Origin of the sequence: Paucibacter sp. DJ2R-2, assembly GCF_025717675.1 — a bacterium.
GTDB lineage: Bacteria > Pseudomonadota > Gammaproteobacteria > Burkholderiales > Burkholderiaceae_C > Paucibacter_A.
On the sequence record NZ_JAJIRT010000009.1, the window covers coordinates 173,645 to 187,657 of the forward strand.

The 14,013-nt window shown below is 63.7% G+C and carries 11 protein-coding genes; 6 read left to right on the forward strand and 5 right to left on the reverse strand.

Annotation, left to right across the window (positions count from 1 at the left end; all coding sequences use genetic code 11):
- Positions 1–39: 39 nt before the first annotated feature.
- From LNV28_RS19545 to LNV28_RS19565, 5 genes are all read right to left on the reverse strand, one after another.
- On the reverse strand, positions 40–573 hold the full coding sequence (locus LNV28_RS19545; protein WP_263519492.1) for a YfiR family protein: 534 nt from the start codon (positions 571–573) through the stop codon (positions 40–42).
- A complete protein-coding gene (locus tag LNV28_RS19550) occupies positions 570–2,477 on the reverse strand; it encodes a TonB-dependent receptor plug domain-containing protein (protein ID WP_263519490.1) in 1,908 nt (635 codons plus the stop codon). Before LNV28_RS19550 ends, LNV28_RS19545 begins: the two co-directional genes overlap by 4 nt.
- A gap of 139 nt (positions 2,478–2,616) precedes the next feature.
- Positions 2,617–3,867 carry a sensor domain-containing diguanylate cyclase gene (locus LNV28_RS19555; protein WP_263519488.1) on the reverse strand — a complete coding sequence of 417 codons (1,251 nt, stop codon included), beginning with the start codon at positions 3,865–3,867 and terminating at the stop codon, positions 2,617–2,619.
- Between the two features lie 315 nt (positions 3,868–4,182).
- On the reverse strand, positions 4,183–4,830 hold the full coding sequence (locus LNV28_RS19560) for a response regulator (RefSeq protein WP_263519486.1): 648 nt from the start codon (positions 4,828–4,830) through the stop codon (positions 4,183–4,185).
- Positions 4,827–5,972 carry a hybrid sensor histidine kinase/response regulator gene (locus tag LNV28_RS19565; protein ID WP_263519484.1) on the reverse strand — a complete coding sequence of 382 codons (1,146 nt, stop codon included), beginning with the start codon at positions 5,970–5,972 and terminating at the stop codon, positions 4,827–4,829. The genes LNV28_RS19560 and LNV28_RS19565 overlap by 4 nt, the downstream gene beginning before the upstream one ends.
- 286 nt (positions 5,973–6,258) lie before the next feature.
- Between LNV28_RS19565 and LNV28_RS19570 the strand changes: the two genes are divergently transcribed.
- The 6 genes from LNV28_RS19570 (at position 6,259) to LNV28_RS19600 (ending at position 13,996) form a co-directional block, all read left to right on the forward strand.
- Complete coding sequence (locus LNV28_RS19570; protein ID WP_263519482.1) at positions 6,259–6,720, forward strand: hypothetical protein; 462 nt, start codon at positions 6,259–6,261, stop codon at positions 6,718–6,720.
- Between the two features lie 49 nt (positions 6,721–6,769).
- The gene (locus tag LNV28_RS19575; RefSeq protein WP_102767284.1) at positions 6,770–7,132 is read left to right on the forward strand and encodes a response regulator; all 363 of its coding nucleotides are present in this window, start codon (positions 6,770–6,772) and stop codon (positions 7,130–7,132) included.
- Positions 7,133–7,157: 25 nt separating this feature from the next.
- Positions 7,158–9,278 (forward strand): chemotaxis protein CheA, encoded by a 2,121-nt coding sequence (locus LNV28_RS19580; RefSeq protein ID WP_263519479.1) that lies wholly within the window; start codon positions 7,158–7,160, stop codon positions 9,276–9,278.
- A 45-nt stretch (positions 9,279–9,323) separates the two neighbouring features.
- Complete coding sequence (locus LNV28_RS25105) at positions 9,324–11,135, forward strand: methyl-accepting chemotaxis protein (protein WP_318013882.1); 1,812 nt, start codon at positions 9,324–9,326, stop codon at positions 11,133–11,135.
- Positions 11,136–11,197: 62 nt separating this feature from the next.
- Positions 11,198–11,728, forward strand: coding sequence for a chemotaxis protein CheW (locus tag LNV28_RS19595; protein ID WP_263519478.1), 531 nt, complete (start codon positions 11,198–11,200; stop codon positions 11,726–11,728).
- A gap of 96 nt (positions 11,729–11,824) precedes the next feature.
- Positions 11,825–13,996: a methyl-accepting chemotaxis protein gene (locus LNV28_RS19600; RefSeq protein ID WP_263519476.1), complete on the forward strand. Its 2,172-nt coding sequence runs from the start codon at positions 11,825–11,827 to the stop codon at positions 13,994–13,996.
- Positions 13,997–14,013: the final 17 nt, after the last annotated feature.

Genomic DNA, 14,013 nt, shown 5'->3' on the forward strand with positions numbered 1-14,013 from the left:
AGCCGCTTTCAGCACGCCGGAACGAAACAGGCCCGAGGACTACTTCACCTCGCGCGCCAGCTTCAGCATCTGCGAGCTGAGCATCAGGCCGCGCCGCTTGGCTTCGCTGTGGTTGATGCGAAAGGCCATGCCATTGGGCTCCAGCACCAAGGCGATGATGGCGCCGGCCCGGAAGGCCTCGGCGCTGGCGCCGACCACCAGCAAGGGGCTGTCGGCCAAAGCGTCCAGCCAGAGCTGCAGCTCCTGGCGGCCTGCAAAGCCCAACACCAGCACATGGCAGGGCCCCGCCTCGGCTGGCGAGCCCAACACCAAGACCCGCCCCGCGGCCTGGCCCATGGGCTTTTGCGCCACCACGCGCATGGCGTCTTGCAGCTCGCGGTCGCCCGCCACGCAGTAATTGAACTCGCGGCCCGGCGGCGGCGGTGGCCACTGCGTGAACTGAGCAAAGCGGTAGATGAAAGCCGCCTTGAGCTGCGCCTCCTCCTGGCCGGGATGCGCACGAGCGTCCCCGGCAGCCCACAGCAAAGGCAAGAGCAGGCACGGCCCGCGCCATGAGCGCAGCCAGCGCTTCATGATCCCACCCGATGGTTGAACTGCAGGCGCAGCACGCGGCCCTCCTGCCACAGCGGTGGTGCGCCCACATCAGGTTGGTCAGCATAGTGCTGGCCCGTGAGGTTGCGCAGTCCCAGCGACCATTCGCTGTCAGCGCTCTGGCGCCACAGCAGGTGCAAATGGTGCAAGGCATGGCCCGGCAGACTGCCGGCCGGAACTTTGCGGCGACTCATGGCCTGGGTCTGCCAGCCCAGCTGCAGGTCATCACGCCAGAGCAGCTGGCTGTAGGCCAGCTTGAACAGGCGGCGCGGCGAGTTGTCGAGTTCGGTGCCGCTGCTTGGCTCGCGGCTGTGCTGCAGCGACAAGCCCATTTGCAAGCGAGCTCCACCGTCCCATCGCTTTTCCAGGCCCAGCTCGAGGCCTCGGCTGCGCACACCCTCGCTGTTGATGAAGCTGAGACTCGTGTCCGGATTCAACACCTGGGTGATCAAGCCCGTCATGCGTGCGCGGTAAACCGAGGCGCGGTACTGCAGCTGCGGGGTCAGGCGGTGTTCCAGCGCCAACTCCAGGCTGCGCGTGCGCTCGGCCGCCAACGCCGGCAAGCCAGGAGCTTGGTTGCTGCTGAATTCGTAGAAATTGGCAGCGCGGTAGGCGCTGCCCTGCATCAACTTGAGATTGGCCTCCGGGCTCAACTGCCAGACCCAGGCCAAGCGAGGGTTGAGGCGTGCACCATCAGCCCGGCGGTCATGGTCCCAGCGCAGGCCCAGCACCAGGCGATGCTGGGCGTGAAGCTGCCATTCGTCTTGCACAAACACGCCCAGGCGCTCGGACGCCGAGGTGAAATCCAAATCAGGCGGCAGGCCTCTCGCACCCAGAGCGATTCGCTGCAGCCGGTCACGCTGCCATTCCAGGCCGCCCAGCACATAGTGCCCACGCCAGGCCGAGCTGCCCAGGCGCAGGGCGAACTCGTCCCACTGGCCTTCGGACAAGGTCTCCAGCTCCAGAGGCGGCCGCTCCGGCTGCTCCAGCGGGTCGCGCCTGCGGGATTGCGAGACCTTGCTGGAGGCCTCCACGGTCAAATCCCAATCGGCGCCCAGCGCACCTTCATAGCCCAGGGCCGCGAACTGGTTGAAGTAGATCGAACGGCCTTGGCCGATGCCTCCAGCCGGCCGTGTCGGGTCCAGCGGCACGGCATTGCCGCGCACGCGCTCACTGTGGCCGGCGCGAAAGCTCCAGCCCGCCATGCTGGCGCGAGCAAGCACTCGGGTGCCATGGTCCCAGTTGTAGTCGCGCAGGCGATCGGCCACCTCCGCGGGCACAGGCGTGCTCAGGGGGATGCGGTCCTGCTGAAAACCCGAAATCGAGATCCAGCCTTCAGCACCGCTGTCGAGCCGCTGACCCGCACTGGCCTGCCAGCTGCCGCCGCGCAGCGAATCGAGCGCCAGTCGGGCACGCAGGCCGGCCAGCTTGTCGGCGCGCTTGGTCTGCACCTGGATCACACCAAAAAAAGCGTTATTGCCATAGAGCGCCGAACCCGGGCCCGGTGTGAACTCGACCCGGTCGATCAGGTCCACATCGACATAAAACTCCGGTCCAATCAGGGCTGCATCGAAGATGTTCTCGTTGACGCGTACCCCATCGATCATCAGCAGCAATCGGGCGTTGAAATCGCCCGGCCGCCCCAAGCCGCGCGCGGCCACATAGACAAAATTGCCATTGCTGGTGGTGAACAAGCCCGGCAAGCAATTGAGGATGTCGGCCATGCTGCGCAGGCCGTAAGCGCGTATCTCCGCATCGGTGAGCACATAGGTCTGCGCCGGAGCCTGCTCGGCACTTTGCGCGAAGCGCGAGGCGGTGGACACCTGCACCGCCTGCGGCACAGCCTTGAGCCCCTGGCGCAACAGGTCCTCCAAACCCAGATCCAAGCCAGCATTGACCTCCGCAGCCGCAGGCTGCGGGTCTGCGGCGTGCGCATTCGCTGCGAGCAGCCCACCACACAAAGTCGCGGCCACACCGGCATGGGCGACAGCGCGCCCAGCGCGCTGAGCCCACCCTGCAGGGTGCTCAGCTGCTTGCATGACTGGCGCGCCGATAGGTGTTCTTGCCCGCACGCTTGGCGGCATACATGGCCACATCGGCGGCCACCAATAAATGGGCGGCATCGACCTCATCGGTCGGGCAAAACGCCAAACCGACCGTGGCACCGACGGGCATCAGATGCTCGCCCACGTAAAGCGGCTCCCGCACCGCAGCGATCAAGCGCTCGGCCAGCTGTTCGGCGGCCGTGTCATTGGGCAAAGCCGGCAGGATCAGGCCGAACTCGTCGCCGCCCAGACGGCACAGCACATCATTGCCGCGCAGGACACGACTCATGCGCCGCGCCACCTCGCGCAGCACCTCATCACCGGCCTCGTGGCCATGTTTGTCATTGACGGTCTTGAAGTTGTCGAGGTCGATAAACATCAGGGCCATCAGCTCCACGTTCTGGCAGCTGGCGGCCATATGCCTCTCCAGCGCTGACTGGAAGTACAAGCGATTGGGCAGTTGGGTCAGGGCATCCCGATGGGCCAGCTGCTCGAATTGCTGGCCGGCCTCCTGCTCCTGGCGCAGGCGCAGATTCAGTTCGGCCTGAGTGGTCTCGACGCGCTGCAGCATCTGGTTGAAACGTTCGCTCAGCCGCCCCACCTCATCGGGCCAGTGGACGATGGCGCGACGGGTGAAATCCTGATCCGCAGACACCTGCTCGGCCAAACGCGACAGTTCCACAATGGGCGCCAATGCCCGGCGTTGAACACGGCGCAGGGCTCGCCAGGCTATGGCGATGGCGACTGCGATCAGCAAAGCGGCCGCGCTGACCATCTTCAGCACCAGCAGTTGCAGCTCCTGCAAGCTCTCGCGCAAGACCAGGCTGCCGACCCATTCGCCCTTGAGCTTCACAGGCACCCAGACTTCGACTTCGGCCAGACGCATGAAACGGATGGACTGGGACTGATCCAGACCGCTCGGAACACTGTGCACCTGCCCACCAGCACCGCCGGCCGACCACTGGACAAAAGGCGTCCGGGCTGCGCTCAAGGCCCGTACCTCCAGCACCTCGCCACGCCGCACGAAGGCCGCCAGTTCGGCGCTGGCGGCCGCGCGGTCCTCGAAGACCAGCATGGGCGCCAAGCTGTTGGCCAGCAACTGGGCGCTGAGCTCCGCACTGCGGGCCTGCCGTTCGCGCGCGCCCAACCAGAGCATGGCGGCAATCAAGCCGAAGCTCAGCACCATGGAGATGGACAGGACCTGCAGGTTCAGGCGCGTCAGGCGACGCACCAAGGAATGCTGAATCTCACCCCGAACGGGCGGGCTGACCGAAGCGGCAGCAGCCCCGGACTTGACACCACTGACAGATGGCAGCTCCGGACCCGCTGCGTGTGCAGGGGCATTCTTACTGCTACTTTCAACGCTCATCGATCATGCCCAACTGGCCCGGCGCAACATGCACCAGTCACAAGCGGCATTTTTTACCATTCAGCCGGCCCGGTCTATCGGGGAAACAGCGCGGTCAAAAGCCGGCTTTGCAAGGCTCGCCTAGGGTTGGCCGCCGCTCACTCACGAGCGCCCAAACCTCCACGCTGGCAGGGGGGCTCAGCTGGCGACCAAACCGTTGCGAATGGCGTAGACCGTCAGCTCGGAATTGTTCGCCAGAGCCAGTTTCTCCAGCACGCGGGCGCGATAGACGCTGACGGTCTTGGGGCTGAGCATCAGCTCTTCGGCGATGTCCGACAGGCGCTTGCCGGAGGCAATCATCACCAAGGTCTGCAATTCGCGATCGGACAACTTTTGATGCGCTTGCTCGCTGACTGGCGCGGTCAGGCTTTCGACCAGCATCTGCGCAATCTCCGGAGTCACGTACTTGCGCCCCTGGGCCACCGTGCGCACGGCCTGCACCAGCACCTGCGGATCACCGCCCTTGTTGACATAGCCGAAAGCCCCGGCCCGCAGCGCACGGATCGCGTACTGGTCCTCCGGATACATGGACACGATCAGGGTCCGGATCGCCGTGCCTTCGTCCTTCATCACATGCAGCACGTCCAAGCCGCTGCGGCCCGGCATATTGATGTCCAGCACCAGCACGTCGACCGCGGCATTGGGCCCAAGATCACGCAGCAGGCTGCGCAGCTCGCCGTAATCACCGGCCTCGCCGATCACCTCGATATCAGGCACATCGGACAAGGTGTCGCGAATGCCGCGGCGAATCAGGGCATGGTCGTCGCAGAGAATCACCTTAATCATGCGCCACCCCATGCCGACGGGTCATGCGCGACCGCCGCGCCCTCATCGCCGCCCAACTGATCCATGGCATCGGCCATCAACGGCACCGAAAGAATCAGGCTCGTGCCCTTGCTGTTGCTGCTCAAGTCCACCCAACCTCCTACCGTTGCGGCGCGCTCGTGCAAGCCGCGAATGCCAAAACTGCGCGCCTTGGCCAAGGCGCCTGCAGCAATGCCGACCCCATTGTCGCTGAGTTCCAGCGTTAGCACGCCGGAGTCCACGCTCAGCTCGATATGAACCCGCGTGGCCTGAGCATGCTTGGAGACATTGGTCAAAGCCTCTTGGGCCGTGCGATAGGCCACCAAGGGCACGCCGGCAGGCAGCTGCATCTGATCATGGCTGGTGCGCATGGTCGTGACGATGCCGGTGCGGCGCTCGAAGCGCGCCGCCATCCACTGCACCGCAGCCACCAAGCCCTGCTCGAGAATGGCCGGCCGCAGGTTGTGCATGATGCGCTGGCTGGCCTCAATGGCCGAGGTCACGGTCTCCAGCGCCGATTGCACGCGCTGCAACACAGCCGGGTCCTGGGCGTGGCGGTTGATCCAGGCCAGGTCGAACTTCAGCGCCGTCAAGGAGCCGCCGACATCGTCGTGAATCTCGCGCGCGATCGCTGCCCGCTCCATCTCAACACTGGTCTGCAGATGTCCCGCCAGTTCATGCAGACGTTGCTTCGACTTGAGCAACTCACGGTCGGCCTCGATGCGCGCTCGCTCCGACTCGCAGGCCTCAATGGCGTGCAGCAAAGCCGGCGCCAGCCGCGCCAGATCTTTCTTGAGCAAATAGTCCGAGGCGCCCGTGCGCATCGCCGCCACCGCCGTGTCCTCACCAATTTCGCCGGACACCAGCACAAAAGGCAGCAGGCGCTTGCTCTCTTTCAGCATGTCCAGCACCAGCAAGCCGGAAAAACCAGGCAAGTTGTAGTCGGAGACCACGGCGTCCCAGGGTTCATCGAGGGCCTGCCGCACTTCGGCCAGGGTGTCCACCCGGTGCAATTCCAAATTCAAACCGGCACGGCGCAACTGAGCCATGATCAATTGATGATCGAGCTCAGAGTCTTCTATATGCAACACGCGCAGCCGGCGATCAGCGGTAGAGATCGTCATGGGGGGCGAGTATGCCGGGAATGAATGAACTACTCGGTCCGCCACAGGTGCGGCATTGGCACGAATCAGCGAGGAAGCGACGCCAATAAAGGGTTTACCCTTATATTTACTTCGTCGCCGTTGTCGAATCACACAAATAGGCCGGTTATGCGTCCATTGTCCTGTCGACAGTTCTGCAGGAATTGCCGAAGATGCTCGCAAGAACCGGTCGCCCCGCTGGGCCGAGACACTGCCCCGAAACGGGGTCGGGTCTTGCGCTTGGCAGGTCCATAAGCGTGGAGCAAAGATGCTGATGAATGAAACGCCTGACCCGCCCGAACAGGGAATGACGCCGCTGCTGGCTGCGGCCGAGCTCCAGGATCACCTGATGACGGTCACCCATGACCTGGAGCGCCTGCAACGCCTGCTTGATGACGCAGGTGAAGCCCTGTCCACCCACTTCTACAGTGCATCCAGCCATGTACATGGCCTGCTCAACGAAGCCCAATCACCCGGTGACGGCCACGCCCCGGTGTTGCAGAAAGTCATGCTGGACATTGCCGGCGCGATCACCGCGCTGCAGTTCCAGGACATGGCCACCCAGCTGATCGCCCACACCAGCCAACGCCTGCGCAACTGCGCGGACCAGTTAGCACGCGATACCTTTGGCGATGACGAAGACGGTGCCGCCGTGGTGGAAATCGCCCCGCTGCGGCCGAATCCGGTCACGCAAGATGAGATGGACGCCGGTTCAGTCGAATTGTTCTAAAGAACCTCAGTAATTTTCCGAAACCAGCTTGATACCCGGAGAAACAACAATGCACTCAATTCTTGCTGTGGACGATTCGGCCTCGATGCGCCAGATGGTCTCCTTCACACTGAAGAACGCAGGCTTCAATGTGGTCGAGGCCGTCGATGGTCAGGACGCCCTGGAAAAGTCCGGCACGCGTGACTTTGACTTGGTGCTGACCGACCAAAACATGCCGCGCATGGATGGCATCAGCCTGACCAAGAAGCTGCGCGACAACCCGAAGTTCAAGACCACGCCGATCCTGATCCTGACCACCGAGTCCAGCGACCAGATGAAGCAAGCCGGCCGCGCCGCCGGTGCCACGGGTTGGTTGGTGAAGCCCTTTGACCCGGCCAAGCTGATCGAAGTCATCGGCAAAGTCATCCGTTGATGCCCTCACCACACTGGAGCAAAGCATGGGAGATATGACCTCCGAGGGCGCCAGCCTGAGCGCCGGCATCGACCTGAGCCAGTTTTACCAAGTCTTCTTCGAAGAGGCGGCCGAGAACCTCGACACCATGGAACAGCTGCTGCTGAACCTGAATGTCGAAACCGCCGACGACGAGGAACTCAACGCGATTTTCCGCTGCGCCCACTCCATCAAGGGCGGCGCTGCGACCTTCGGCTTCAGCGATGTAGCCGAGCTGACCCACCAAATGGAGACGCTGCTCGACAAGCTACGCCGCCATGAGCTCAACGCCACGTCGCCCATGGTCGACGTGCTCTTGCAGTCCGGTGATGCCTTGCGCGCCCAACTGGGCCGCCACCAGGGCTCCGGTGCAGCCGCCGTGGACACCAGTGATCTGCTAGTCAGCATTCGCAGCTTTGTCGAAGGCGAGCAAGCCGCCGCGCCTGCACCCGCGCCCAAAGCGGCTGCCGCCGCACCGGCACCGGCGCCCCGAGCAGCAGCGCCAGCCAAGCCGACCGCCCGTGAACTGGAGCTGCAAGTCGGCCCACTGAGCGACCTGAGCCTGGCCGACAATCTGGTCGAGCTGTTCAAGGAAATCACCGACCTCGGCACCATCGAGCCGCTGGACGGCGGAGTGGCCGCTGACGGGGTGCGTCGATTCAAGGTCCTGACCGGCAGCTCGGACAACGATCTGCTCGATCTGTTCACCTTCCATGTGGCCCGCGAACAGGTCAAGCTGACGCCCTTTGGCCCCGGCTTCGGCTTTCATGCCGACGCTCCGGGCGCTCCAGCTGCGGAGGAGAAAGACAACGACCCCGGCTACGGCTTCTTCGACAACGCACCGGGCGTGCCCGACAGCGCCGAAGCTGGCACCGAACTCAAAGTACAGGCCGAAGCGGCCAAGCCAGTGGTGGCGGCCGCCCCCGCCGTCAAGGCCGAGGCTCGGCCGGCTGCCGCAGGCATGGAGCAATCCACGCTGCGCGTGTCCATCGAGAAGGTCGACCAGCTGATCAATCTGGTCGGCGAACTCGTGATCACCCAAGCCATGCTGGCGCAGAACAGCCGCGATCTGGCACCTGGCCTGTACCAACAACTGGCCTCCGGCCTGGCCGATCTGGAGCGCAACACCCGAGATCTGCAAGAGTCGGTGATGTCGATCCGCATGATTCCCATGTCGGTCGTCTTCAACCGTTTCCCACGCATGTTGCGCGACCTCGCCGCCAAGCTGGGCAAGAAGGTCGAGCTGGTGACTCAGGGTGAAGCCACCGAACTGGACAAGAGTCTGGTTGAAAAGATCACCGACCCGCTGACCCACCTGGTGCGCAACAGCTGCGACCATGGCATCGAGCAACCGGCCGACCGCGTCGCCAAGGGCAAGCCCGAGCAAGGCACCATCACCCTCGTCGCTTCGCACCAGGGCGGCTCGATCGTGATCGAGGTGCGCGACGATGGCCGCGGCCTGAACCGCGAAAAGCTGATCAAGAAGGCCCGCGAAAAAGGCATCGACGCGCCAGACACCATGACCGACTCGGAGGTCTGGGGCCTGATCTTCGCGCCCGGCTTCTCCACGGCCGACCAAGTGACCGACGTCTCGGGCCGCGGTGTCGGCATGGACGTGGTGAAACGGAACATCACCTCGCTCGGCGGCACGGTGGAGATCGATTCCGCTGAAGGCTACGGCATGAAGGTCTCGGTGCGCCTGCCACTGACCCTGGCCATCATGGACGGAATGAGCGTGGGCGTCGGCGAAGAGGTCTACATCCTGCCGCTGTCCTCTGTGGTCGAGTCCTTCCAAGTGCAGGCCGACACCATCAAGACGGTGGCCGGCTCGGGCCGTGTGGTGGAGGTGCGTGACGAGTACATGCCCGTCATTGGCCTAGAAACCATCTTCAATGTGCCGCGCTTCGACTTCGAACATGTCTCGTCCATCATGGTGGTCGTCGAGGCCGAAGGCGGCCGGGTCGCCCTGCTGGTGGACGAACTGCTCGGCCAGCAGCAGGTGGTGGTGAAGAACTTGGAAGCGAACTACCGCAAGGTCACCGATGTGTCCGGCGCCACCATCATGGGCGATGGCCGGGTCGCGCTGATCCTGGACGTCGGCAGCCTGGTCCGCCGTTCGCGCCATTGATCCGGCTTCGGCCGGTTCTTTACCCAAGAAACTCAGAGGTATTCGATGAATTTGAGCGCCATGCTCCGAATGTTCAGCATCCGCACCCGCATGATCGGCGCCATTGCCATGGTTCTGGCCTTGCTGGTGATCGTGGGTGGTGTCGGCCTGTACGGCATGAACTCGCTGCGCGGCCAGAGCCAGCAGTTCGCGGAAAAGTCGGTGGGTGATGCCCATCACATGACCTTGTTGATCGAGGCCATGGGCAATCTGCGGCGCTATGAAAAGGACATGGTGATCAATCATGCCCAGGCCGATCAGGTCAAGACATACCACCAGAAATGGGATGAAGCCCGCAAGGCGTTGGAAGATAACGTCAAGGAGTTGATGCACGGCCACGAGGACGCCAACAACAAGGTGCTGGGCCAGATCCTGCCCTTGATGAACGACTACGTGGCCAAGGCTCAACCCGTCCTGGGACAGTTGGAATCCGGGAGCATGGCCAGCGCCAGCGACGCCAATGCCGCGCTGAAGGGGGCCAAGGAACACGCACAAGAGGCCGAGAAGCTGTTGGCCGAACTGCGCAAGTCACTGACCCAGGAATCAGACAAGGCCATGAAGGCCAGCGAGTCCACGCAAGGCACGGTGTTCACTGTGTTCATCGCCGTGCTGATTCTCAGCTCGGTGATCGTGGTGCCCCTGACCTTGCTCAATATGCAGAGCATCTGCACACCGCTGGCAGAAGCCGGCGCCTTGGCCGATGCCATTGCCAAGGGTGACTTGACCATGACCGCCAAGGAGGTGGTCGGACAGGATGAAGCCTCGCATCTGATGAACTCGCTGCAAAACATGCAGCAGGCCCTGCAAAGTCTGGTCGGTCATCTGCGCGTTTCGGCCGACAGCATCCGCACGGCCTCGGTCGAGATTGCCACCGGAAACCAGGACCTGTCGGGCCGCACCGAGCAGACGGCGTCCAACCTCCAGCAGGCGGCTTCCTCCATGGTGCAGCTGACCGGCACGGTCAAGCAAACGGCGGATTCGGCGCGTACCGCCAACCAGTTGGCCAATTCGGCCTCCACCGCAGCAGCCAAGGGCGGTGATGTGGTGGGCCAGGTCGTCGCGACCATGGACGAGATCAACACCAGCTCCAAGAAGATCAGCGACATCATCGGCGTGATCGATGGCATCGCCTTCCAAACCAATATCCTCGCCCTGAATGCAGCCGTCGAAGCGGCCCGTGCGGGCGAGCAAGGCCGTGGCTTTGCTGTCGTGGCCAGTGAGGTTCGTTCGCTCGCTCAGCGCAGCGCCGAGGCCGCGCGTGAAATCAAGACCTTGATCGGCGCCAGCGTCGAACGGGTCGAAACCGGCTCGCGCCTGGTGCAGGACGCCGGCACCTCGATGACCGAGATCGTCACCAGCGTGCAGCGCGTCAGCGACATCATTGGCGAAATCTCGGCCGCCGCCAGCGAGCAAAGCGACGGCATTGGCCAGGTCAATCAATCTGTGGTCCAGCTGGACCAAATGACCCAGCAGAACGCAGCCCTGGTGGAGGAATCCGCGGCGGCTGCCGAAAGCCTGAAAGACCAGGCCGAGCGACTGGCCGAAGCCGTGGACCGCTTCCGGGTCACGGCCGAAGCCAAGCCCGCACATGGCGCAGGATTCGGAGCAGGCAAGTCTCGCCCACATGCATCGGCCAGCCAGCAGGCCGCAGCGCCCCGCCCGGCCGCCAGCAAGATGGTCAAGCCTGCTGCTGCCAGCCCGCGCCCGGCAGCAAGCCAGGCCTCGCACTCACCTGCACCGGCCGCACGCCCTAGCGCCCCAGCTCGTTCGCCGGCTCCTGCTCCGGCACAAGCCGAGGGCGACTGGGAATCGTTCTGATCACCCTTCGTCTTCCTCCTCCTTCGCAACACGTCAAACCCGAACTTCCAACGAGGTAAGCCATGGAAACCACCCGAGACAATGTGCCGGCGCTGCGCCAGGACAATGGAAACCTTGCCCTGAAGGCGCACGGCCCGGCGAGCGGCGAGTACCTGACCTTCCGCCTCGGTGCCGAGGAGTACGGCATTGACATCCTGAAGGTCCAGGAAATCCGTTCTTATGAGCCGCCGACCCGCATCGCCAACGCGCCCGATTTCATCAAGGGCGTGGTCAATCTGCGCGGTGTCATCGTCCCCATCGTCGACCTGCGTCTGAAGCTGGGCTGCCCCAGCGCCGAGTACAACAGCTTCACCGTGGTGATCGTGCTCAATGTGCGCAACCGCGTGGTTGGCGCCGTCGTGGACTCGGTCTCCGATGTGTTGGAACTGAACCGCGACGCGATCCGCCCGGCACCGGAATTGAGCTCCGCTTCGGTCGACACCAGCTTCATCACCGGCATCGGTACGGTCAGCGACCGCATGTTGATCCTGATGGACATCGAAGGATTGATGAGCAGCGCGGACATGGGCTTGATGGACTCGCTGGCCATGTAAGTTTCACCCGCGCCAGCTTTGGCGACGGGATGTCATGCCCTGCCGGCACTGCCGGTGGAGGAACAAGTCTTCGAAGCATTCGTTGGAGCAGCCACTATGGCATCAGGTGTGACCTCGATCGCACGGCGCGTTTCGTTGGTGGGGGTGATCGCCCTGGCGGGCTCCCTGCTGACCGTCAGCGGCGCCGTCAGTGTTCTCTTGACCCGGGTGGCACATGAGCGGGTCACCAGCTGGGTCGGAGACAAGACGCAGTCCCTGGTCGATTCCATGACGGCCATGGACGATGTGGCCAAGACCATGGTGCAGCAGAGCTACGGCACCTTCCGCCAGGAATTCGGGCCGGTGTTCCAGCTTGATGAGAGCACCGGTGACCTGCGTGACTGGGGCCCCAAACTCAATGGAAACACCACCCAGGTGGACAAGTTTGCCGGCACCACCGGTGGCGCCGCCTCCATCTTCTCGATCAAGGGCGATGACTTCGTCCGCATCACTTCCTCGTTGAAGAATGCCTCTGGCGAGCGCAATACGGCCCCGCTGGGCAAGAACCACCCGGGCTATGCCAGCCTGATGCAGGGCAAGCCATTTGCCGGCCGCGTGGTGCTCGAGGGCAAGGTCTTCATGGCCTACTACGACCCGATCAAGAGCGAGGCCGGCAAGATCATCGGTCTGCTGGCGATCGCGCTGGACATGGAGGGCTTCCAAAAGGCCATGGACAAGATGGCGGCCGACGCCAAGTTCTTCGAGTCCGGTGGCACTTACGCCATTGCTGCAGACGCCGATGGCAAAAACGCCCGGCTGGTGTCACACCCCACGGCGAAGAACAAACTGGTCAGCGAGGTGTCACCAGAGTTCGACAAATTCATGACCGCGCTGATGGCCTCCAAAGACGGCTATGTCGCGGATGCGCCCGATGTGCTGAACGGCAAGGGCGGCAGCTATTTCGCTGTCGGCCGGCGCAATCCGCAAGGCGGCTTCTGGATCATCGCCCAGGTCTCACGCAGCGAGTCCATGGCTTCGCACTGGGCCACCCTGGTGCCGTTCTGGATCATGCTGAGCTTGACCACGGCCGGCCTGGGTTTCGGCCTGTTCTGGATGATGCGCAACTGGATCACCAAGCCGCTCGGCGACCTGACCGACGCCATCAGCTCAATTGCCCAAGGCGACCTGTCGCAATCGGTGCTCAGCCAGCGCAATGACGAAATCGGCCTGCTGATCCAGCAGACCGAATCCATGCGCGAGCGCCTGGCCGAAACCATCGGTACGGTTCGGCAGTCCTCCGATTCGATCGGCACGGCCAGTGCAGAAATTGCCTCCGGCAATCAAGACCTCAGCCAGCGCACGGAACAGACGGCCTCCAATCTTCAACTGGCCGCTTCTTCGATGACCGAGCTGACGGGCACCGTCAAGCAAACGGCCGATTCGGCCCAGACCGCCAACCAGCTGGTGTCGTCTGCGGCCACGGCCGCAGCCAAGGGTGGCCAAGTGGTCGGCCAGGTGGTCGCTACCATGGACGAAATCAATGCCAGCTCACGCAAGATCAACGACATCATCGGCGTGATCGACGGCATCGCCTTCCAGACCAACATCCTGGCTTTGAATGCTGCCGTCGAGGCCGCGCGGGCCGGCGAGCAAGGACGCGGCTTCGCGGTGGTTGCCAGCGAGGTGCGCTCATTGGCTCAGCGCAGCGCCGAAGCGGCCAAGGAGATCAAGACCCTGATCGGCGCCAGTGTCGAGCGTGTCGAAGTGGGTTCTCGCCTGGTGAACGAGGCCGGCAACTCCATGACCGACATCGTCTCCAGCGTGCAGCGGGTGCAGGACATCATCGGCGAGATCACCGCAGCGGCCAGCGAGCAGAGTGACGGCATCGGCCAGGTCAACCAGTCGGTGGTGCAGCTCGATCAGATGACGCAGCAGAATGCGGCCCTGGTTGAAGAGTCTGCGGCCGCGGCCGAAAGCCTGCGCGACCAAGCACAGCGCTTGATTGAGGCAGTCTCGGTCTTCCATTTGGCCAAGTCCAGCATGGTGAGCCAAAGCCCCGCTCGGTCCAAGCCGGCCAGCTCAAGCAAGACGGTGTCCGCATCGCCCGCCCCCCGGCCAGCCAGCACATCCACCAGCAAGCCCAAGCCCGCGATGAAGACGGCCAAGGCGCCTGCAGCTGCACCGAATGTCAGCGAAGCCGGCAGCCCACCAAGCCGAGCACCCGCACCGTCACGTGCGAGCAGCCCCGCCAGTCCGCCCCAGCAAGAGGGTGACTGGGAGAGCTTTTGAGGCGCAGCCGCCTGCCC

Excerpts from the sequence above, each read along its gene's own strand:
- LNV28_RS19545 (WP_263519492.1), bottom strand. The coding sequence starts at position 573 with ATGAAGCGCTGGCTGCGCTCATGGCGCGGGCCGTGCCTGCTCTTGCCT.
- LNV28_RS19560 (WP_263519486.1), bottom strand. The coding sequence starts at position 4,830 with ATGATTAAGGTGATTCTCTGCGACGACCATGCCCTGATTCGCCGCGGC.
- LNV28_RS19565 (WP_263519484.1), bottom strand. The coding sequence starts at position 5,972 with ATGACGATCTCTACCGCTGATCGCCGGCTGCGCGTGTTGCATATAGAA.
- LNV28_RS19570 (WP_263519482.1), top strand. The coding sequence starts at position 6,259 with ATGCTGATGAATGAAACGCCTGACCCGCCCGAACAGGGAATGACGCCG.
- LNV28_RS19575 (WP_102767284.1), top strand. The coding sequence starts at position 6,770 with ATGCACTCAATTCTTGCTGTGGACGATTCGGCCTCGATGCGCCAGATG.
- LNV28_RS19580 (WP_263519479.1), top strand. The coding sequence starts at position 7,158 with ATGGGAGATATGACCTCCGAGGGCGCCAGCCTGAGCGCCGGCATCGAC.
- LNV28_RS25105 (WP_318013882.1), top strand. The coding sequence starts at position 9,324 with ATGAATTTGAGCGCCATGCTCCGAATGTTCAGCATCCGCACCCGCATG.
- LNV28_RS19595 (WP_263519478.1), top strand. The coding sequence starts at position 11,198 with ATGGAAACCACCCGAGACAATGTGCCGGCGCTGCGCCAGGACAATGGA.
- LNV28_RS19600 (WP_263519476.1), top strand. The coding sequence starts at position 11,825 with ATGGCATCAGGTGTGACCTCGATCGCACGGCGCGTTTCGTTGGTGGGG.